Raw genomic sequence first — 21151 nt, 5'->3', positions numbered from 1 at the left:
GGGTGATATGGATCGCTGATCAACGCTAGCGGGGCAGGCATATGGGAAAAATGCCCCGACAGCGTAAAATAGCGGGTTGGGCGTTATTTTACTGTGATTATTTACAGTATCAATCCCACCGGCAACACTTCTTTGCTTTGCCGTGCGGGCAGAACGCCCCCGATATTTCATCGTACACGCATGTATTCTCTTTCCGACTTCGATTTCGCGCTCCCGCCCGAGCTGATCGCGCAGACGCCGCTGGCCGAGCGCAGCGCCTCGCGCCTGCTGCAGGTAGACGGCGCCACGCTCACCGACCGCCGTTTCGCCGACATCCTCGCGCTGCTCAACCCCGGCGACCTGCTGGTATTCAACGACACGCGCGTGCTCAAGGCGCGCTTTTTCGGCGTCAAGGAAACCGGCGGCAAGATCGAGGCGCTGGTCGAGCGCGTGCTCGATCCCCGTACCGTGCACGCCCAGCTGCGCGCCTCCAAGTCGCCGCCGCCGGGCACCAAAATCCGCCTGGCGGACGCCTTCGACGTCACCGTGGGCGAGCGCTTCGGCGAGTTCTACACGCTGCATTTCCCGTCCGACGTGTTCGCGTTGCTGGAGCAATACGGCAGCCTGCCGTTGCCGCCGTATATCGAACACGAGGCCGATGCCTTTGATGAGACGCGCTACCAGACCGTCTACGCCAAAGAACCGGGCGCGGTCGCCGCGCCTACCGCCGGCCTGCACTTCGACCAGGCCCTGCTGGATCAACTGGCCGCGCGCGGCGTCAAGCAAGCCTTCGTCACGCTGCACGTGGGCGCCGGCACCTTCCAGCCGGTGCGGGTGGAAGACCTGTCGCAGCACAAGATGCACAGCGAGTGGTACACCATTTCGCCAGCCACGGTGGAGGCGGTGCGCGCCACCAAGGCGGCGGGCGGGCGCGTGGTGGCGGTCGGTACCACCAGCATGCGCGCGCTGGAATCCGGCTCGCAGTCCGGGCAATTGCAAGCCGGCAGCGCCGACACCCAACTCTTCATCACGCCCGGCTACACGTTCAAGACCGTGGATCGCCTGGTGACCAATTTCCACCTGCCCAAGTCGACGCTGCTGATGCTGGTCTCGGCCTTCGCCGGCTATGACAACATCCGCGCCGCCTATGCGCACGCGATCCAAGAGAAATACCGTTTCTTCAGCTATGGCGACGCCATGCTGCTCACCTGCAACCGAGGCTGACCGATGCTCGAATTCACCCTGCTCAAGACCGACGGCAATGCCCGCCGCGGCCGCGTCAAACTGAACCACGGCACCGTGGAAACGCCGATCTTCATGCCGGTCGGCACCTATGGTTCGGTCAAGGCGATGTCGCCGCTGGAATTGAACGAGATCAACGCCCAGATCATCCTCGGCAACACCTTCCACCTGTGGTTGCGCCCGGGGTTGGAGGTGGTCGGCAAGTTCGGCGGCCTGCACAAGTTCATCGGCTGGGACAAGCCGATCCTGACCGACTCCGGCGGCTTCCAGGTGTTTTCGCTGGGCGAGATGCGCAAGATCACCGAAGAGGGCGTGACCTTCGCCTCGCCGATCAACGGCGACCGCCTGTTCCTCTCGCCCGAGATCTCGATGCAGATCCAGCGCGTGCTGAACTCCGACATCGTGATGCAGTTCGACGAATGCACCCCCTACGAGATCGACGGCCGTCCCGCCACCCGCGAGGAAGCCGGCAAGTCGATGCGCATGTCGCTGCGCTGGGCCAAGCGTTCCAAGGATGAATTCGACCAGGGCGAGAACCCCAATGCGCTGTTCGGCATCGTCCAGGGCGGCATGTTCGAAGGCCTGCGCGACGAATCGCTGGCCGGCCTGAGCGAGCTGGGGTTCGACGGCTTCGCCATCGGCGGCCTGTCGGTGGGCGAGCCCAAGGAAGACATGATGCGCGTGCTGGAACACGTCGGCCCGCGCTTGCCGGCCGACAAGCCGCACTACCTGATGGGCGTGGGCACGCCGGAAGACCTGGTGGCCGGCGTGGCCAGCGGCGTCGACATGTTCGACTGCGTGATGCCGACCCGCAATGCGCGCAACGGCTGGATCTTCACCCGCTACGGCGATATCAAGATCAAGAACGCCAAGTACAAGGACGACGAAAAGCCCTACGACGAAACCTGCGGCTGCTACGCCTGCGAGAACTTCTCGCGCGCCTACCTGCATCACCTGCACCGCGCCGGGGAGATCCTCGGCGCGCGTATGAACACCGTGCATAACCTGCATTACTACCTGCAACTGATGCAGGAGATGCGCGACGCCATCGACGGCGGCCATTTCCAGGCTTTCGTCGCCAAGTTCAAGGAAGACCGGGCGCGCGGCGTTTGAACCTTTGGTTACCTGTCGTCCTGGCGAAAGTCAGGACCTAGCGCCGTGCAACTACCGTTGCGGTATGACAAACGCCGCTGGGTTCCGGCCTGCGCCGGGACGACGTCACGAGGATTCAGGCCTTGCGCCAGCCCGCCACCATATCCCTTAGTTGCCGCCGGATCACCTTGCCGGTAGTCGTCATCGGCAGTTCCTCCACGAAGTAGACCTCGCGCGGATACTCATGCGCCGCCAGCCGCGTCTTGACGTGCTGCTGCAACGCGCGCTTGAGCGTTTCCCCGGCTTCATGCCCGTCGTTGAGCACCACGATCGCCACCACGACCTCGGTGCGCTCGGCGTCCGGCGCGCCCACTACCGCCGCCATCTTCACCGCCGGATGCTGCAGCAGGTTGTCCTCGATCTCGCCGGGGCCGATGCGGTAGCCGGCCGAGGTGATCACGTCGTCGTCGCGTCCGACGAAGCGGATATAGCCTTCCTCATCGCGTACGCCGGTGTCGCCGGTCAGCAGCCAGTCGCCGGCGAACTTGGCGGCGGTGGCTTCGGGATTGTTCCAGTACTGTAAAAACATCACCGGATCGGGCCGCAGCACGGCGATGTTGCCTTGCGCGCCGTCGGGCAGCGGCAGGCCCCGGTCGTCCACGATCGCTACCCGGTGGCCGGGCGCGGCGCGGCCGATGCTGCCGGGGCGGCAGGGCATGATGGCGGCGTTGGAGGAAACCGTCATGTTGCATTCGGTCTGGCCGTAGAACTCGTTGATGGTCAGGCCGAAGGTCTTGCGGCCCCAGTCCAGCAGTTCGGCGCCCAGCGATTCGCCGCCGCTGGCCACCGAGCGCAGGTTGAGCTTCCAGCGTTGTTCGGGATCGCTCACCGTGCGCATCATCTTCAGCGCGGTCGGCGGCAGGAAGCAGTTGCGCACGCCGTGGTCCTGCAGCAGCTGGAACGCCGCTTCGCCGGTAAATTTCTCGAAGCGGTGCGCCACTACCGCCACGCCGTGGTGCCAGGCCGGCAGCAGCACATCCAGCAGGCCGCCGATCCAGGCCCAGTCGGCCGGCGTCCAGATGCGATCGCCTTCGATCGGAAATAAATTGTGGGACATCTCGACCCCGGGCAGGTGGCCCAGCAGCACGCGGTGCGCATGCAGCGCGCCCTTGGGCTGGCCGGTGGTGCCGGAGGTGTAGATGATGACTGCCGGGTCGTCGGCGCGGGTGGCGACCGGGGTGAATGATTCGCCCTGGCCGGCCAGCGCCGCATGCAGGTCGACCGTGCCGGGCCGGGCGCCGTCGATGGTGAAGACTGTCTTCAGTGCTGGCAGGCGGTCGCGGATGCCGGCCAGCTTGGCCGCGCCTTCGGCATTGGTCACCACTACCCTGGCGCCGCTGTTGTGCAGCCGATATTCCAGCGCCTCGGCGCCGAACAGCGCGAACAGCGGGATCGCGATGCAACCGCTCTTGTAGGCCGCCACATGCGAGAACGCAGTCTCCGGCGCCTGCGGCAGCAGGATGCCGATGCGCTCGCCGCGTTGCACGCCGTGCGCGCGCAGCAGGTTGGCCATGCGGTTCGACAGCGCGCGCATCTGGCCGAAGCTGTATTCACGCACGCCGCCGTCGCGCGCGATATGCACCAGCGCCAGCCGCTGCGGTTCGCGTTCGGCCCATTTGTCGCAGACGTCGACGCCGATGTTGTAGTGCTCGGGAATATTCCAGCCAAAGCCCGAGGCGATGTCCTCGTAGGGTTGCGGCGCGGTGGGCAGCATGCGGGGTCTCCTGTGTCGTGGCGGAACGGCGCGTTCCATCTTGTCTTGATTTTGTTTGCCACTGTACAAGTTTTGCCGTGGCGCGGCGATGCCGTTTTGATAAGAGCAATGGCAGCGCCGGACCGGCATGGCCGTCAAAGGCGGGCAAACAGGCCGGAAAATCGCCAAATCGGAAAATCGCCAAATCGATCTTGATCTCCGGCAAGCCGTCCCGATTTGGGGGCATAGCGCCTGCGCAGTGCTAGAATGCAGGGCTATTTTTCAATCAACCTTTGGAGCCTTACGTGTTTATTTCCGATGCATACGCGCAAACGGCAGCAGCAGCCCCCGGTGGCATGCTGGGCAACCTGACCAGCTTCCTGCCGATCATCCTGATGTTCGTGGTGCTGTACTTCCTGATGATCCGCCCGCAGATGAAGCGTCAGAAAGAACAGAAAGCGATGATGGATGCACTGGCCAAGGGCGACGAAATCGTCACCTCGGGCGGCATCCTGGGCAAGGTCACCAAGGTCACCGATGCCTACATCACCATCGAAGTGTCCGAAGGCAACGAAATCATCGTGCAAAAGGCAGCCGTTGCCACGCTGCTGCCCAAGGGCACCATCAAGGGCCTGTAATCCGGCCGCAACGGTCCAATGGGCGCATCGGTGATGCGCCCATGTTGTTGGAACCCCCGGGTTCCCGCTGCAAGCTGCAAGCAACCCGCAGCTCATTCTGGAAGCTAGAAGCACAACACCATGAATCGTTACTCTCTCTGGAAATACGCATTAATCGTCGTTGCCTTGCTGTTCGGCGTGATTTATACCGTCCCGAACTTCTTCGGCGAGTCGCCGGCCGTGCAGATCAGCAGCGCCAAATCGACCATGAAGGTCGAGGCCGCCGTGGCCGGCCGCGTCGATGAGATCCTGAAGCAAGGCAGCCTGTCCGCAGAGAGCGTCGCATTCGACGGCAGCGGCGCCCAGCCTTCGGTGCGCGCGCGTTTCGCCACCACCGACATCCAGTTCAAGGCCAAGGCCCTGCTGGAGAAGGAACTCAACACCGATCCGTCGGACCCGACCTATATCGTCGCGTTCAACCTGCTGCCCAATACCCCGCAATGGCTGCAAAGCCTGCACGCCTTCCCGATGTACCTGGGCCTGGACTTGCGCGGCGGCGTGCACTTCCTGATGCAGGTCGATATCAAGGCCGTGCTCAACAAGCGCCTGCAAGGATTGCAGGCCAGCGTGCGCAGCCTGCTGCGCGACAAGAACATCCGCCATAACGGCATCAGCCGCAACGGCGACGCCATCGAAATCTCGTTCCGCGATGCCGACACCCGCACCAAGGCCCGCGCCGCGCTGGGCGAGCTGCAAGAGATGGTGCTGGCCGACGCCGGCGCCGGCGACGACCTGAAACTGGTCGCCACCCTGCGTCCAGAAGCCTTGAAGCAGACCCAGGAAGACGGCGTCAAGCAGAACATCTCCACCCTGTCCAAGCGCGTCAACGAGCTGGGCGTGGCCGAGCCGCTGATCCAGCGCCAGGGCGCCGACCGCATCGTGGTCGAGCTGCCGGGCGTGCAGGACGTCTCGCGCGCCAAGGACATCATCGGCCGCACTGCCACCCTGGAAGTGCGCATGGTCGACGAGAGCGTGGTGCGCGGCACCGAAGAAAGCGCCGCCATCCCGTTCGGTTCCGAACTGTTCAAGATCGGCAAGGGCGCGCCGGTGGTGCTCAACAAGGAACCGGTGCTGACCGGCGACTACATCTCCAACGCCTCGGCCAGCTTCGATGAAAACCACCAGCCGGCGGTCAGCATCGACCTGAACGGCGACGGCGGGCGCAAGATGCGCGAAGCCACCCGCGACAAGGTCGGCAAGAACATGGCCATCGTGCTGTTCGAAAAGGGCAAGGGCGAAGTCCTGACCGTGGCCACCATCCGTTCCGAACTCGGTTCGCGCTTCCAGATCACCGGCATGGGTTCGCCCGAAGCCGCCAGCGACCTGGCGCTGCTGCTGCGCGCCGGCTCCCTGGCCGCGCCGATGGACATCATCGAAGAGCGCACCATCGGCCCGCAACTGGGCGCCGACAACATCAAGAAGGGTTTCGACTCGGTGCTGTACGGCTTCCTGGCGATGGCCATCTTCATGGTGATCTACTACCAGCTGTTCGGCTTCTTCAGCGCGCTGGCGCTGTCGGTGAACGTGCTGTTGCTGGTGGCGGTGCTGTCCACGCTGCAGGTTACGCTGACCTTGCCCGGCATCGCCGCGATTGCGCTGGCGCTGGGCATGGCGATCGACTCCAACGTGCTGATCAACGAACGCATCCGCGAAGAACTGCGTGCCGGCAATTCGCCGCAGGCGGCCATCTCGATCGGTTTCGACCGCGCCTGGGCGACCATCCTGGACTCCAACGTCACCACCCTGATCGCCGGCCTGGCGCTCTTGATCTTCGGTTCCGGCGCGATCCGCGGCTTTGCCGTGGTGCACTGCCTGGGCATCCTGACCTCGATGTTCTCGGCGGTGTTCTTCTCGCGCGGCATGGTCAACCTCTGGTACGGCCGCAAGAAGAAGCTGGCCGGCCTGGCCATCGGCCAGATCTGGAAGCCGGACAGCGAGACGCTGTCGACTTCCGGCAAGGTTTCGACCAAGCGCGGCGCCAAGTAAGCGCGGCAGACAAGTGATTTGAGCCGGATCGCGCGGGGTAAGACCCCGCGGCCGGCACCGAAAGGATAGCGATGGAATTTTTCCGCATCAAAAAAGACATTCCCTTCATGCGCCATGCGTTGATCTTCAACGTGATCTCGGCGCTGACCTTCGTCGCCGCAGTGTTCTTCCTGGTGAGCAAGGGCCTGCATTTCTCGATCGAGTTCACCGGCGGCACGGTCATGGAAATGGCCTACAGCAAACCGGCCGACCTGGAGAAGATCCGCAAGTCGGTCGAAGGCCTGGGTTACCGCGACACCCTGGTGCAAAGCTTCGGCACCGCCCAGGATGTGATGATCCGCCTGCCGGCGCAGCCCGGCGTGAACGCCAGCCAGCAGAGCGAGAAGGTGACGGCGGCGTTGAAGGCCGACGATCCCGAGGTGCGCCTGCAGCGCGTCGAATTCGTCGGTCCGCAGGTGGGCGAGGAGCTGGCGCACGATGGCCTGATGGCGCTGGCGATGGTGGTGGTGGGCATCGTGATCTACCTGGCGTTCCGCTTCGAATGGAAATTCGCGGTGGCGGCGGTGATCGCCAACCTGCACGACGTGATCATCATTCTCGGTTTCTTCGCCTTCTTCCAGTGGGAATTCTCGCTGACCGTGCTGGCGGCGATCCTGGCGGTACTGGGCTATTCGGTCAACGAATCGGTGGTGGTGTTCGACCGGGTGCGCGAAGCCTTCCGCGACCGCCGCTTCGGCAAGCTGTCCACGCCCGAAGTGTTGAACCACGCGATCACCAGCACCATGTCGCGTACCATCATCACCCACGGCAGCACCGAAATGATGGTGCTGGCGATGTTCTTCTTCGGCGGCCCGACCCTGCATTACTTCGCGCTGGCGCTGACCATCGGCATCCTGTTCGGCATCTATTCGTCGGTGTTCGTCGCCGCCGCGCTGGCCATGTGGCTGGGCGTGAAGCGTGAAGACCTGATCAAGCCGGTCAAGGCCAAGGACGAGAACGGCGGCGCGGTGGTGTAATCACCATCGGCATCGTCCACGAAGGCCGCAGCGTTCGCGTTGCGGCCTTTTGTCTTCAACAACGCGATTGAATTTCTCCATGAGCACTACCGCAGACGCTGCTTCCACGTTGCATGACATCGATTACGACCGCCGTTTCGGCGGGGTCGCCCGCCTGTACGGCGCGCAGGCCTTGCAGCGCTTCCGCGATGCGCATGTGTGCGTGGTCGGCGTCGGCGGCGTCGGCTCGTGGGTGGTGGAGGCGCTGGCGCGCAGCGCCATCGGCCACATCACGATGATCGACCTGGACAACCTGGCGGAGTCCAATGTCAACCGCCAGATCCACGCCTTGTCCGACACCCTCGGCAAGGCCAAGGTGACGGCGCTGCATGAGCGCATCATGCAGATCAACCCGACCTGCATGGTGACCGAGGTGGAGGATTTCCTCGACCCCGACAATGTCCCGCAGATGATCGGCGTGGGCCGCTTCGACTACGTGATCGACGCCATCGACAACGTGCGCGCCAAGGTGGCCCTGATCGCCTATTGCCGCCAGCATGGCGTGCCGCTGGTGACCATCGGCGGCGCCGGCGGCCAGATCGACCCGACCATGATCGAGATCCGCGACCTGTGCCGCACCGAACAGGAGCCCTTGCTGGCCAAGGTGCGCAAGCGCCTGCGCGCGCAGCATGGCTTTCCGCGCGGGACCAGGAACAAGTTCCATATCGACGCGGTGTTTTCCACCGAGCCGTTGCGCTTCCCGGAGTTGGCGGAGGGCGAAGCCTGCGTCATCGACCCGGCGGGAGAAGAGATGGATATCGGCGGCGATGCCGCGGATGTGGCCGCCGCCGAGGATGCCGCGCAAGGCGGCGTCACCGGCCTGAACTGCGCCGGATTCGGCTCGGCGATGGTGGTGACCGCATCGTTCGGCCTGGTGGCGGCAGCGCATGTGCTGAAGAAGATCGCGCAGAAAGCCTGAGTTTTACGGCGCATGAAAAAACGCCTTGCGGCTGCAAATCGCAAGGCGTTTTTTCGTGCGTGCCGGGCAGCGCTCAGTGCCCGCCGCCCTCATCCACCACGCGATGCGCCGACACGCACAGCAGCACGCTGGCCGTCACCAGCAGCATGGCCGCCGTTTCCAGCAAGGTCGGCAGGCGGCGCTCCCACAGGAAACCGTAGAGCAGGGCGAACAGCGTCTCGAACAGAATCATCTGCCCGATCATGGTCAGCGGCAGCAGGCGGCTGGCCTTGTTCCAGCAGGCGTTGCCGAACAGCGAGGCGATGATCGCCACGCCGGCCGAGACGGCCAGGAAACGCCCCCATTCAGCCTGCGAATGCGGTTCCAGCAGCAGCGTGAAGGCTGGCAGCGCCACGAACAGCGACAGCAGCCCGGTCACCAATCCGGTCAGTAGGCTCCAGTCGTGCGCCGAGATGGCGTGCAGCCGCGCCAGCCAGCGGCTGTTGCCGACAGCGTAAGCGGTCCACGACACCAGCGCGCCGAGCGCGCAAAAGAATCCCAGGATCTGCTGGGCGCCATCGGCTGCCGAGCGCCCGGCAGCCAGCGATTGCCATGCCACGCAGGCGATGCCGGCCAGGCCCAGCGCCAGCGAGGGCGCCAGCTTGCGGATCGGCACCGCGCCGCGGCCGCGGCTGCCGATGATGGTCACCGCCACCGGCAGAAAGCCGATCACCAGCGAGGTCATGGCCATGCCGCCCAACTGCACCGCGCTGGACAGGAAAACATAGTAGACCACATTGCCCAGCAAGCTCAGCCACACCAGCGCCCACCATTCGGGCGCGCCCAGGCGGCTGGCCACACTGCGCAAACGCGGCGCGATCAGCACCGCGGCGAACGCGCCGTAAGCCAGGTAGCGCCCGGCGGACAACTGCCAGGGAGAAAATTCGCGGGTCAGCTCGGGCGCCAGGAACACCAGCCCCCAGGCCGCGCCGGCCAGTGCGCCGAACAGGATGCCGCGCAAGATCGTATTGGAACTCATCGGAAAAGCTTTGCCATGAAAACTGCGAATGTCGCAGTATGCCTTGGCAAGCGGGAAACGGCTTGGCGCAGGCTACGGACAATTTGGGAAATCGTCGCCTGTTGCCGGGCGCGCGCAGGGGCCGGCCGGTGCGCGGCGCAGGCGTTGCCACAGGCGCCTGCCCTGACAGGCCAGGCTAGCGGCTGCGGCGGCCGACGCCAGCATGGCCGCGGTATGGATGAACACCGCCGCCATGGCGCGCGCCAGCGTGCCGGATGCGGAACCGGCGTCGCCGCATAGCGGCATCAGCGCCGGCAACATCATGCCCGCCCCATGCGCGCCCGAGAGCGCGAAGGACCACAGCGCCAGCGCGCAACAGCCGGCGGAGATCCGTCTTGTGCGGCGCAGGCCGGGATGCAGGCGCGCTGCCAGCATGAGCAACAGCAGCAAGCCCGCCGTTGCCAGCGACAGGTTGCGCTGGGCCGTTGCCGTGAGCGCCTGGGCGGCCCCTGCCGCCGCCAGGCCGAGCGCGGCGAGGTGCCCGAGCGCGCTGGGCAGCAGGGCATGCAGCGCCTGCAGCCGTCCATCAGGCCGGGCGGCGGCGAAGATCCAGCCGCTGGCCGGGCTCAGCCCGTGCAGCGCGCCGCTGGCGGCCAGCGCAATCCAGAACCAGGCGGCGGACATGGCAGCTTCGCGCGAGAGGGGGCGGAACGCTTTAACCTAGACCGAGCCTTAGCCGCGCGCGTGGCAGCATGCAGCCTGCCCGGCGCCGGCGCTTGTTGCAGCGCCGCCGTCATAGCGGTCATGGTGGCGCACCCATTCCATCTTGTGCGGCACGTCGCGTTCGCCGCGGCCGTTGGGCGTCAGGTCCATCATATGGTAGGCGCCGATCATCACTTCCACGCCGCGGCCATAGGTGGAATAAGAGTGGAAGACCTGTCCCGCATCGTCGCGCACAAAGACGCTGATGCCGGGCGCTTCTGCCGCAGGGAAAAAGCGGCGGCCATAGTTGTAGCCGACTTCGCCCGCGGCCAGTTCTTCCTGCGTGAAGCTGACGCCGAAGTCCGCGTTGAAATCGCTGCCATACGAGGAAACCCAGCCGAAGCGCCAGCCCATGCGGCGGCGGAAGCGTTCGATCTCGGCCAAAGGCGCGCGCGAGACGGCAAGCAGCGTGATGTCGCGCTGGGCCAGGTGCACATTCATGCCGTCGCTGTGGTCGGCCATGAAAGAGCAGCTCGGGCAGCCTTGTTCCCAACCCGGGCCCAGCATGAAATGCTGGACCAGCAACTGGCGGCGGCCGTCGAACAGTTCGGCCAGCTTGCGCGGGCCATCGAGGGTGTCGAAGACGTAATCCTTGTCCACGCGTTCCCACGGCAATGCGCGGCGTTCCGCGGCCAGCTGGTCGGCCAGGCGCATGACCTCCTTTTCGCGCGCCAGCAATTTCTTGCGCGCATCCAGCCATTGTTCGGAAGAGGCGATCGGGTGACGGGCGATATCCATGATGTGCTCCCTGGCCGTACGGCCATGCAATGTGTTGTCTGAGGTGGGGGATGGCTGCGGGCGAACGCCCGCGCCGATTACTTGGGCCGGCGTACCGCGCGTAGCTTGCCGCTGCTGCCGCCGCCGCAATAGAACAGCCCGGCGCCGTCCGATTCGAGTCCGCTCACCCCGGTGCCGGTGGGCATGCGCAACTCTTCCAGCATGTCGCCGTTATCGGGATCGACGCGGTGCAGGCTGCTCTCCTCGCCTTCCCAGGTGCCGTGCCAGAGTTGGCCGTCAACCCAGGTCACGCCGGTGACGAAGCGCTTGGATTCGATGGTGCGTTGGATGGCGCCGGTGTGGGGATCGATGCGGTGGATCTTGCGATCGCGGTACTGGCCCACCCACAAGCTGCCTTCGGCCCAGGTAAGGCCGGAGTCGCGACCGTTGCCGGGCGCGGGGATGGAGGCCACCACGGCGCCGCTGGCCGGGTCGATCTTGTCGATGCGCTGTTCTGCGATCTGGTACAGGTAGGTGCCGTCGAAGGCGGTGCCGGCGTCGCAGGGGCATTCCAGCGCGCGTCCCGGTTCGCCGCTGCCGGGATCGATGGCGACCAGCCTGGCGCCGGTGGCGGCCCAGATGCGGCGGCCGTCCCAGGTGACGCCATGGACGGCGTCAACACCGGGGAAGGGGCCGTATTCGCGCACGATCTCGGCGGCTTGTGCGGTCACTGGGGATGTTTCCTTGCTGCTCATCGTCGCTCCTCGTTCTCGGGTTTTTCCATCTGCGCTGCATATGGCGCTTCATATGGCGCTGCATATCGGCGCCGTGAAAGTACTTTATCCGATGGCCAGCGCAGCGGGGAGTAACAAGATTGTCGTGAATCCGGCCAGCGGCGGCGCCAGCCAGCGCCGGGTGCGCGCGCGGCCGATGCAACGCACGCGCTGTTGCGCTTCCAGCTCGGCCAGGGCGCGTTGCACGGTGCGTTGGCTGGTGCCAAGGGCGAGCGCCAGGGCCGACGTCGACCAGGCCGCACCATCCGACAGCAAGGCCAGCAGTCCGGCCTGGTCGCCGTCGAAGGGCGGGACCAGCAGCACCAGTTCGCGTGCGTTTTCCGGCTGGAGGGCAAAGCCCCGGGGCGTGGCATCGATGCGAGCCAGCCCTTTGGCGAGCGCCCGCAGCCGGCCGATTTCCACGCGCAGGCGGGCGCGATGCGTCTCGTCCGGGGCGCGGGTGTGGAAAGCCCGTTCGATCAAGGTTTCGCGCGTGACGTCGCCGGGCCACGCCGCCGCCAGCGCGTGCGCCAGGGTGAACAGCACCGGGCGGCGCGCCAGCGGTTGTTGGACGGGGCCGGCGCCAAGGCTGCGGCGGCAAGCGTCGATTACCAGCGCGTCCGAAGCGAGCAGGGCGGCCACTTCGTCGATGCGCAAGGCTTGCTCGCCCCAAGGGGCGAGCCGTCTGGCTGCCGGACGTTCCAGCGCAGTGCGCGCTTCTGCCACTTCTGCCGACAGGGCGGGAATCCCCGAGCGTGCCGCCGCATCCTGCGCTTGCGCAAATGCCTCCCGCGCAGCCTGGATGCGCCACGAACGCAGTGCCAGCTCGGCGCGTAGCAGGGAGGCTAGCGCCGCCAGTGGCGACGGCAATGCTTGCGGATCGAGCTGCGCCAGCATGGCGCCGGCTTGCTGCAATTGGCCCAGCAGCAGCAATTTTCGGGTGGCGACCAGCCGCGCCTGCAAGGCGTTGGCATGGTCGGCATGGGCTTCGAGCGTGACCAGCGCGCTATTGAGCGGACGCGGCGATCCGGCCAGGTCGCGCTCGGCCAGCGCTACTTCGGCCTCCGCCACGATGCAGCGGGCGCGCGCCAGTTCTTCGCGAGCGCCGAAACCGCGCGCGGCCCGCCGCAGCAAGGCGCGGGCGAGCGGGTGTTCGCCCAACTGGGCCATGGCGATGCCGCGCAAGGCCAGCGCCGGCGGGTCTTCACGCAGGGCGACGCGTTTTAGCGCACCCAGCGCGTCGCCGGTGGCCAGGGCGCGTGCGGCAGCAGAGATGAGCGAATCCATGGCATGCAGAATACACTGGGGTGCGGGGAATGCCGCGAGGGAGATTGGGATGCTCGAATAGGTTGATAAAAAAAGACAATCAACAATCTTGTTTTAATGCTTTATATTAATCGCTCTACTGAACAACTGACCAGGACGCGACGAAATTGAAGTCAAGGCAACGGAATCGGCGGCGTCATCAAGCCGTCGCATTACGCAGCCAGCATTTCGTCCGACAGGGTTGCCGCGCGGAGCAGGATGCCCAGATCCGCAACGCAACCATCCGAAACATGCCCGTATCCTGGTCCGGGCATGGTGACTTTAGCGCAGCGTTCGACGCTTGGCGGCACATAGAACCGCCAAACGTCGAACACCGCACTAGCTGGATCGATTAAGAGGAGAGATCGCAATGTCAAACGAAGCGAAGTGCCCCTTCAACCACACCGCCGGTGGCGGCACCAGCAACCGCGACTGGTGGCCGAAGCAGTTGCGCCTGGATCTGCTGGCCCAGCATTCGTCGAAGTCCGACCCCATGGGATCGGACTTCAATTACGCAGAAGCATTCAAGAGCCTCGACCTGGCCGCGCTGAAGAAAGACCTGGCCCGGTTGATGACCGATTCGCAGGACTGGTGGCCGGCCGACTTCGGCCACTACGGCCCGCTGTTCATCCGCATGGCCTGGCACAGCGCCGGCACCTACCGCATCGGCGACGGCCGCGGCGGCGCCGGACGCGGCCAGCAGCGTTTCGCCCCGTTGAACAGCTGGCCCGACAACGTCAGCCTGGACAAGGCGCGCCGCCTGCTGTGGCCGATCAAGCAGAAATACGGCAACAAGATCTCCTGGGCCGACCTGCTGATTTTGACCGGCAACGTCGCGCTGGAAACCATGGGCTTCAAGACCTTCGGCTTCGCCGGCGGGCGTGAAGACGTCTGGGAACCGGATCTCGATGTCTACTGGGGCACCGAGACCACCTGGCTGGGCGGCGACGACCGCTACGGCAAGGGCAAGGGCGGCAGCCCGCTGGGCGAGATCACCGCCGACCCCGACCGCCACGGCGAGGAAGCCGACCGCACCGAACCGGCCGGCCGCAACCTGGAAAACCCGCTGGCGGCGGTCCAGATGGGCCTGATCTACGTCAACCCGGAAGGCCCGGAAGGCAACCCCGACCCGCTCGCCGCCGCGCACGACATCCGCGAAACCTTCGCCCGCATGGCGATGGACGACGAAGAGACCGTGGCCCTGATCGCCGGCGGCCACACCTTCGGCAAGACCCACGGCGCGGGCGACGCCAAGCACGTCGGCAGCGAACCGGAAAGCGCCGGCCTGGAACAGCAGGGCCTGGGCTGGAAGAGCAGCTTCGGCAGCGGCGCCGGCCAGGACGCCATCACCAGCGGCCTGGAAGTGACCTGGACCCAGACCCCGACCAAGTGGAGCAACTACTTCTTTGAGAACCTGTTCAAGTACGAATGGGAACTGACCAAGAGCCCGGCCGGCGCGCACCAATGGGTCGCCAAGGGGGCGCAGGCGGACATCCCCGACCCGCAGGGCAACGGCAAGCGCCTGCCGACCATGCTGACCACCGACCTCTCGCTGCGTTTCGACCCGGCGTATGAAAAGATCTCGCGCCGTTTCTACGAGCACCCGGAGCAGTTCGCCGACGCCTTCGCCCGCGCCTGGTTCAAGCTGACCCACCGCGACATGGGCCCGCGCGCCCGCTACCTTGGCCCCGAAGTGCCGGCCGAGGAACTGATCTGGCAAGATCCGCTGCCCAAGGCGGACCATGCGCCGATCAACGATCAGGACGTGGCGGCGCTCAAGGCCAAGGTGCTGGCGTCGGGCCTGAGCGTGCCTGAACTGGTATCCACCGCCTGGGCCTCGGCCTCGACCTTCCGCGGCGGCGACAAGCGCGGCGGCGCCAATGGCGCACGCATTCGCCTTGCCCCGCAAAAGGACTGGGCCGTGAACCAGCCGCAGCAACTGGCCAAGGTGTTGAAGGCGCTGGAAACCATCCAGGCCGACTTCAATGCCCAGGGCGGCGGCAAGAAGGTATCGCTGGCCGACCTGATCGTGCTGGCCGGCAGTGCCGCGGTGGAAAAGGCGGCCAAGGAGGCGGGGCAAAACATCGTCGTACCGTTCGTCCCCGGCCGCACCGACGCGACCGAGGCGCAAACCGATGCAGCATCGTTCGAACCGCTGGAGCCGATCTACGACGGTTTCCGCAACTTCCTGAAGAAGCCCTTCGCGGTACGCGCCGAAGACCTGCTGATCGACAAGGCGCAGTTGCTGACGTTGACCGCGCCGGAAATGACCGTGCTAGTGGGCGGCCTGCGCGTCCTGGGCGCCAATGCCGGCGGCAGCAAGAACGGCGTCTTCACGCAGCGCCCGGGCGTGCTGAGCAACGACTTCTTCGTCAACCTGCTGGACATGGGCACCGTATGGAAAGCGACAACGCCCGCGGCCACCGAGTTCGAAGGGCGCGACCGCAAGACTGGCGCGGTGAAGTGGAGCGGTTCGCGGGTCGACCTGGTGTTCGGTTCGCATTCGGTGCTGCGCGCCTTGTCCGAAGTCTATGCCAGCGCCGATGCCCAGGCGAAGTTCGTGCAGGACTTCGTGGCGGCATGGACCAAGGTGATGAACCTGGATCGTTTCGACCTGAAGTGATGTGATGATGTGAATAGGGGGAGGGCCGGAATCACCGGCTTCCCTTCGCAGGGAAACAGCGGCGCGTCGGAAGATGCGCCGCTTTTTTATGCGCGATACTTGCAGGGAGATACCGTTATGTCGCGCCGCTGTTCGTTGTGCAACAGCAGGTCAATCCACATGAAGGTGCGAGCATAATTTTTTCAATCTTAAACTCGAATTTATTTTTGGCGATGTTCTTTGGGAAAACTCGATCTGCGGCAAGGAAGAGCGAGAAAGTATTAGACCAACCGAAAGAAATTTTCGATGTTCCCTTCCGTTTGATAGGCGCTACCGATCAATTAAATTAAAACGCGTCGTCATCGATTTATCGTTTATTCGGATATCTGCTGTCCTGCATTGACGCCTCGTTTGGCGGGTTGCTAACCTGACTGTGCTTCTTCATTAACTTTGGGATACGGTCGATCAGCGGCCGACACCGCAGCGGGAAAAATCATGCACGCCGATATGGCCCTGAAAATGATGGCCGACATGTTATGGACGGGGTTGTTAATTTGCGCGCCGGTATTGGGTATCGGCCTGGTGGTCGGCCTGTTGATCAGTATTTTGCAGGTAGTGACGCAAATTCAGGAAATGTCCCTGACCTTCATACCCAAGTTATTCGCGGCCGGTGTCACCCTTATCGTCTTTGGCCCATGGATGTTGCATCAGTTGACGCAGTTCTCACGCCGCTTATGGGGAGGGATTCCGGGACTATTCTGAGTTGGGTCGCCGCTTTTGATTCGCTATTACGTAGATGACTAAAGTAAGCAATAGTTTAAAATCAACCAAAATGGTTGATTGTTGCCTGTAACGTCCAATTAAAAATCCGGCTCATTGGCCGGATTTTTAATTTGTTAACTCTCAAATCACCGTTCAGTACTTTGCGCAGGTATTGCGTTGAGAATCCAACATTCCTGATGTATGTACAACGTGTCGATATGTTTTTCATACCGCGTAGCAGATGCATCTAAGTTAGCTTTATTTGTTGGAGTCGGATTTTGACGATGCGCCGCATCTGCATCTTCCCAACGCTTTCGCAATGCTGGCGTGTCATGAAAAGCCTGCATCTTACCTCTCTTGTTCGCAATATTTGCATGCGTCCCTGCATATTTATACGAATCAATGATGGTAAATTTTCCATCGCCGTCTACATCGGTAGGATTCTGAAACCACTTAAAGGCATATAGCAGAAACAAATTTGCTGGCCATTGCTGCTGTCCCGTTACAAATGTTTCAGACGTTGAACGACTAAGGCTCTCATGTAAGTTTGTTGCGCCAATGAATATAACTTGAGGATCATCGGGCTTCTTACTCCCGGCTCCAATATAGTTAAAAATTCCTGCATAACATTGGCCGAGATAGATCACTGCCAATTTCAAATTGGGAGATTCTTTGATCCCCTTTAAAAGCGCATCTGGCGTGATAACAGGCAAAGCATCTAATCCAGCAGGGCCTCCATGGCCAGTAACAAACATCACCAAATTGTCATGTGAATTGTTCGCTTGATCAGTGAAAAAATCCCTTGAGGTCTTTACTGTGCATGCTGAAGCTGTGCCGCTTTTAATGAAGTTCTCAATAGAGGTACGATCAGAACCATCTACATAAATGTCAATATCTGCAATATTTATACCGGCGCTTTCTAAGCATTTCAGACCAAAAGCGAGGTCTTGAATGTGACGCGTCTCGGCATCACCATTTGCGGATAAAAACAGAACCCACCGCGTCCTACCACCAATTAAACTCATTGTTATTTTTAATATTAGGTATTTGCGGAAAGTTTCTATACGTGCATATTGCTTAGCGAATCAGGCTTACGCACATCAGAAAAATAGAAAAGTTCATCAATTTCGAGAGAATCACCACCAGCCGCAACTTCTTGCAGCACCTCTCCTCGATCACTCAATTCAAAGACACCTGTACTCGTCTTCAGATAGTAAGCTGCTTCACTGCCGGCTTTATGAACCTCAGTTTTGAATAGCAGCCACTCCCCCATATTTACGCATTCTTTTACAGAGTCATCTATGTCTGGAAGTTCCGCAGCTAGAATTTCATGCAGTTTCATTTCATTCTCCCAATTGATTCTTACCTCGCTTATTCACCACATTTGATAACGTGTGAATGCAAATAACGACGACAAGTCGCTATGGTTTGGTAAGAGACTCAGTTTTAAATTAGTGCCATGAATAGCTTGTCGATAGACAAGTAGCTAAAGCGCCACGAGGCGCTAAATTCTATGGACTTTTGACGCTCAAAAATACTAGCGACAGATTGCTGCGCTTACATGAGCATTTGACGTTTCGCCACAAGCGTAGCCCGGAGGTCTACCAGCGATACGTTTCAAATACTATCATTTACGCCTATTTAATACGATAGAAGGTTGAGTGGAGACTCAACTTATTGATTTGAAAGAATAAAACATCCTTCACGCGCCTCTTTTTAATAGCCAAAAACTACCAAAATAAATATAATTGGTAGATATTAACTATCAATGAGAAGGGGTATGGTTAATCTTACAAATCCAATATTCAGTGATGAATCCTTAGCGATTGCCTACCTAGAATCCATCCGATGGCGCCTTTATCGCTACTGTCCCAAATGCGGTGAAACTGAGCGGACGAGTCCAACTAAAAGTAAAAATCATCGTCCCGGCCTCTACTACTGCAATAGCTGCAAAAGCACCTTCACCGTCACAGTTGGAACCCTCTTCCACCGCTCCAAAGTCCCGATCAATAAATGGCTTCTAGTTTTCCACTTGATGGCAGCCTCCAAGAAAGGGATTTCCGCACTCCAGATTCAACGCATGATCGAAGTTTCTTACAACACTGCATGGTTCATGTGCCATCGTGTTCGTGAAGCAATGACGCCTACTGAAACAGAGAAAAAGAAGAAACTTGGGGGCAGGAATAAACCTGTAGAAGTTGATGAGACCTACTGGGGCAATAACGGCAAATTGCCACCTGGTGCTCGCGGCTTTAATCACAAAATGAAGATCGTCTCGATGGTCGAACGTGACGGCAAGAAGCGGTCAATTCATGTGCCGGATGTGAAGGCCAAAACGATCATGCCGATTTTGCAGAATAACGTTAGCTCACGGTCGCGCTTAATGACTGACGAAGCGGCGATATATCAGAAGGCGCATTTGTATTTTGCATCGCACGAATCAGTGAATCACCGCATGCGGGAATATGCGCGGGGTGACGTAACGACAAATACTGTTGAGGGTAGCTTCTCTCTGGTGAAGCGCAGTTTATACGGCACGTTTCACCAGGTGAGTGAGAAACACCTTCAACGGTATCTGCAAGAACTAGACTTCAAATGGAACACGCGGAGGAGCAGCGATACCAAGCGATTCAAGAAGGCGCTGAAGGCCGTGTCAAATAAGAGACTGACTGGCGCGATGCTGATGGCAGGCTAAAGGCGAAAATGATAGGATTGGCAAAGAATAACGAATCCTTCCTAGCGACCGTCACGGCGCTTTCACCCGATCCCAATCGCAGGATCACTCGCTGAATAGCGTCCCGCAGTAAAAGAGTGGCTTCGGAGATGCGCCAACATCTCCGAAGCCAAATTCATTCAAATCAACATCAAGGAGTCTCTATGACCTGGAATGAAATTTCGTACTATTTAAATCACGGTACGTCGCTGAACTATGCATATCAGTCCTTTTTAGATTCTTGTTCCGATCTGCTGTAATCGCAGCCAGATCAAAAGCAAGAAAATATCAGACAGCAATAACAGAAGCACTCGGGGATTCAAAAATCCCCGTTTTATTTCAGAACTACAAAAGTATTTCCTGCTCTTCCACTTCTTTCCTTCCGCCAGTCTTGCGCGTCATATGCTTTGATAGCTTCTCCACGATGGAGACAATCACGGTGCGATCAACGACAGAATTCTTCATTAACATCTGCGCGATGTGTTCAGCCTGGTCCGATGGCCGTCGGCTACTTTCAACTAAGAACGTTTCAACACCGCATTTGAACAAGTCGGCCAGTACGTACAGCTTGTAGATACCAGGGCTGACCAAGCCGCGTTCGATGCGAGAGAATGCCTCATTCCCGATACCTAGCTCCTCGGCTACTTCCTCCTGCGTGAAGCCAGCAGCTTTACGCTTGTGGGCTATCGTTTTACCGATCCTCCTATTTACCGACTTCTCTGTCGTCGCCATTTTCAATCTCCACAGGATATGAGCCAGCGGAGATGGTTGGCTATCAACTAAATTCACGTAACACACTAAATAGTTGTATATCGACCTACTACATCATTAAATTGCGTTAATATGGTTGTGTTTCAACTATATTTGCCTAGTTAAAATGAAAACAACCGTATCGATTTTGCTTCTTTGTGCCGCTTCTATCTCGTTAAATGCCAAAGCCCAAGCACTTCCCGCATCTTGCGAACAGTGGATCAGCGCCGTTGAAGTTTGCACCCAAAACTCGATCAGCTACATGGAGAAAGCAGATCCGGCACGCGTAAAAACAGCGAAGGAAGTGCTATCGAACATGAGTGATCTACGAAACACTGCCAAAGAACAAATGAGCAAAACAGGATTCGAGGACGTCGCAGAAAGATGCACTAAACCTGCATTCATCAAGAGCATGAACAATACCGTCTCAGGAATCGCTACTTACCTGAGTTTCAATCATGCACTAGGCAAAGATTGCAAAAGGAAGGTGCAGGAGATTCAAGTTCAGCAGTAGTGCTACCTACAGAAAGACATCTATGAACAATGTAGAACTGATTCGAAGAATCTCTGAGCTAGAGCACACAGTTGAAGCTTTGCAGAAAGAATTAAATCAAGTCAGCCTAGTGTTCGGTAAGAACATACAGGAGTTGACGGCAAGGTCTGATGTTTTCTACAGAACAGATATTGCCTTAATAAGGCGGCACTTAGATCGTGCCGAAATTGCGAAAGAACTGCGCTCGTATGCACATGAACAATCGGACTCCGACAAAACACATTACAAGACCGCTATGCTTTTAACCGTGTACGCTATGCTTGATGCTTCCGGCGAACCGCCGAGACTATAGACATACACAGAAAGGAATTTACGATGGCTGTTTATCTAATCAGTTACGATTTAGGAAATGCAAAAGGTCCCGAATATAAGGACTTGGAAAATTACATAATCAAGAACATTGATACGCATGCAGTAAGACTGACCGGCCTGAAACAACTGGTCCAGACTTAAAGTTAGTCTAAGCGGCAAGCCGCAGTGGTGCTGGGGTTGTTGCCGGCAGCGTAGCCTGCGG

20 protein-coding genes are annotated in these 21151 nt (G+C 60.4%); 11 read left to right on the top strand and 9 right to left on the bottom strand.

Going from position 1 to position 21151, the window contains the following annotated elements:
• Positions 1-180 precede the first annotated feature (180 nt).
• Entirely contained in the window at positions 181-1203 is a 1023-nt protein-coding gene (gene queA / locus FB597_RS19400) for a tRNA preQ1(34) S-adenosylmethionine ribosyltransferase-isomerase QueA (protein WP_141917361.1), read from the top strand.
• Positions 1204-1206: 3 nt separating this feature from the next.
• Positions 1207-2334: a tRNA guanosine(34) transglycosylase Tgt gene (gene tgt / locus FB597_RS19395; protein ID WP_141917359.1), complete on the top strand. Its 1128-nt coding sequence runs from the start codon at positions 1207-1209 to the stop codon at positions 2332-2334.
• Positions 2335-2449: 115 nt separating this feature from the next.
• Here tgt and FB597_RS19390 read toward each other — a convergent pair whose 3' ends face one another.
• On the bottom strand, positions 2450-4087 hold the full coding sequence (locus tag FB597_RS19390; RefSeq protein ID WP_144770437.1) for an acyl-CoA synthetase: 1638 nt from the start codon (positions 4085-4087) through the stop codon (positions 2450-2452).
• Positions 4088-4371: 284 nt separating this feature from the next.
• Between FB597_RS19390 and yajC the strand changes: the two genes are divergently transcribed.
• From yajC to tcdA, 4 genes are all read left to right on the top strand, one after another.
• Positions 4372-4704, top strand: a complete 333-nt coding sequence (gene yajC, locus FB597_RS19385) for a preprotein translocase subunit YajC (protein ID WP_141917354.1) — start codon at positions 4372-4374, stop codon at positions 4702-4704.
• Between the two features lie 120 nt (positions 4705-4824).
• Positions 4825-6729, top strand: coding sequence for a protein translocase subunit SecD (gene secD, locus FB597_RS19380; RefSeq protein WP_141917351.1), 1905 nt, complete (start codon positions 4825-4827; stop codon positions 6727-6729).
• A gap of 71 nt (positions 6730-6800) precedes the next feature.
• A complete protein-coding gene (gene secF, locus FB597_RS19375) occupies positions 6801-7745 on the top strand; it encodes a protein translocase subunit SecF (protein WP_141917349.1) in 945 nt (314 codons plus the stop codon).
• Between the two features lie 79 nt (positions 7746-7824).
• On the top strand, positions 7825-8703 hold the full coding sequence (tcdA, locus tag FB597_RS19370; RefSeq protein ID WP_144770436.1) for a tRNA cyclic N6-threonylcarbamoyladenosine(37) synthase TcdA: 879 nt from the start codon (positions 7825-7827) through the stop codon (positions 8701-8703).
• A 73-nt stretch (positions 8704-8776) separates the two neighbouring features.
• Here the strand turns inward: tcdA and FB597_RS19365 are convergent, their stop codons facing one another.
• From FB597_RS19365 to FB597_RS19345, 5 genes are all read right to left on the bottom strand, one after another.
• A complete protein-coding gene (locus FB597_RS19365; RefSeq protein WP_141917343.1) occupies positions 8777-9721 on the bottom strand; it encodes a DMT family transporter in 945 nt (314 codons plus the stop codon).
• A gap of 72 nt (positions 9722-9793) precedes the next feature.
• Positions 9794-10384, bottom strand: a complete 591-nt coding sequence (locus tag FB597_RS19360) for a hypothetical protein (protein ID WP_144770435.1) — start codon at positions 10382-10384, stop codon at positions 9794-9796.
• Positions 10385-10432: 48 nt separating this feature from the next.
• The gene (locus FB597_RS19355; RefSeq protein WP_141917339.1) at positions 10433-11200 is read right to left on the bottom strand and encodes a thioredoxin family protein; all 768 of its coding nucleotides are present in this window, start codon (positions 11198-11200) and stop codon (positions 10433-10435) included.
• Between the two features lie 77 nt (positions 11201-11277).
• The gene (locus FB597_RS19350) at positions 11278-11934 is read right to left on the bottom strand and encodes a hypothetical protein (protein WP_144770434.1); all 657 of its coding nucleotides are present in this window, start codon (positions 11932-11934) and stop codon (positions 11278-11280) included.
• 84 nt (positions 11935-12018) lie between these two features.
• Entirely contained in the window at positions 12019-13239 is a 1221-nt protein-coding gene (locus tag FB597_RS19345) for a helix-turn-helix domain-containing protein (protein ID WP_144770433.1), read from the bottom strand.
• Between the two features lie 388 nt (positions 13240-13627).
• On the opposite strand from FB597_RS19345, the gene katG reads away from it, so the two are divergent.
• Positions 13628-15880, top strand: coding sequence for a catalase/peroxidase HPI (gene katG / locus FB597_RS19340; RefSeq protein WP_144770432.1), 2253 nt, complete (start codon positions 13628-13630; stop codon positions 15878-15880).
• A gap of 474 nt (positions 15881-16354) precedes the next feature.
• Positions 16355-16621 carry a flagellar biosynthesis protein FliQ gene (fliQ, locus tag FB597_RS19335; RefSeq protein ID WP_144770431.1) on the top strand — a complete coding sequence of 89 codons (267 nt, stop codon included), beginning with the start codon at positions 16355-16357 and terminating at the stop codon, positions 16619-16621.
• Positions 16622-16767: 146 nt separating this feature from the next.
• On the opposite strand, the gene FB597_RS19330 is transcribed toward fliQ, so the two are convergent.
• Together FB597_RS19330 and FB597_RS19325 are read right to left on the bottom strand one after the other, a co-directional pair.
• Positions 16768-17646, bottom strand: coding sequence for a hypothetical protein (locus FB597_RS19330; RefSeq protein WP_144770430.1), 879 nt, complete (start codon positions 17644-17646; stop codon positions 16768-16770).
• A gap of 35 nt (positions 17647-17681) precedes the next feature.
• Positions 17682-17963 carry a hypothetical protein gene (locus FB597_RS19325; RefSeq protein ID WP_144770429.1) on the bottom strand — a complete coding sequence of 94 codons (282 nt, stop codon included), beginning with the start codon at positions 17961-17963 and terminating at the stop codon, positions 17682-17684.
• Between the two features lie 438 nt (positions 17964-18401).
• Here FB597_RS19325 and FB597_RS19320 point away from each other — a divergent pair, with 438 nt between their 5' ends.
• Positions 18402-19316: an IS1595 family transposase gene (locus FB597_RS19320; RefSeq protein ID WP_144770428.1), complete on the top strand. Its 915-nt coding sequence runs from the start codon at positions 18402-18404 to the stop codon at positions 19314-19316.
• A 363-nt stretch (positions 19317-19679) separates the two neighbouring features.
• Here the strand turns inward: FB597_RS19320 and FB597_RS19315 are convergent, their stop codons facing one another.
• Positions 19680-20066: a helix-turn-helix domain-containing protein gene (locus tag FB597_RS19315; protein ID WP_144770427.1), complete on the bottom strand. Its 387-nt coding sequence runs from the start codon at positions 20064-20066 to the stop codon at positions 19680-19682.
• Between the two features lie 145 nt (positions 20067-20211).
• Between FB597_RS19315 and FB597_RS19310 the strand changes: the two genes are divergently transcribed.
• Both FB597_RS19310 and FB597_RS19305 read left to right on the top strand, forming a co-directional pair.
• The gene (locus tag FB597_RS19310) at positions 20212-20598 is read left to right on the top strand and encodes a hypothetical protein (protein WP_144770426.1); all 387 of its coding nucleotides are present in this window, start codon (positions 20212-20214) and stop codon (positions 20596-20598) included.
• A gap of 22 nt (positions 20599-20620) precedes the next feature.
• Positions 20621-20929 carry a hypothetical protein gene (locus tag FB597_RS19305; RefSeq protein WP_144770425.1) on the top strand — a complete coding sequence of 103 codons (309 nt, stop codon included), beginning with the start codon at positions 20621-20623 and terminating at the stop codon, positions 20927-20929.
• Positions 20930-21151 lie beyond the last annotated feature (222 nt).

Origin of the sequence: Herbaspirillum sp. SJZ099 (genome assembly GCF_007828355.1) — a bacterium.
GTDB lineage: Bacteria > Pseudomonadota > Gammaproteobacteria > Burkholderiales > Burkholderiaceae_D > Herbaspirillum.
Note: the sequence above shows the minus strand (reverse complement) of the source record. Positions and strands in the feature narration are given on the sequence as shown.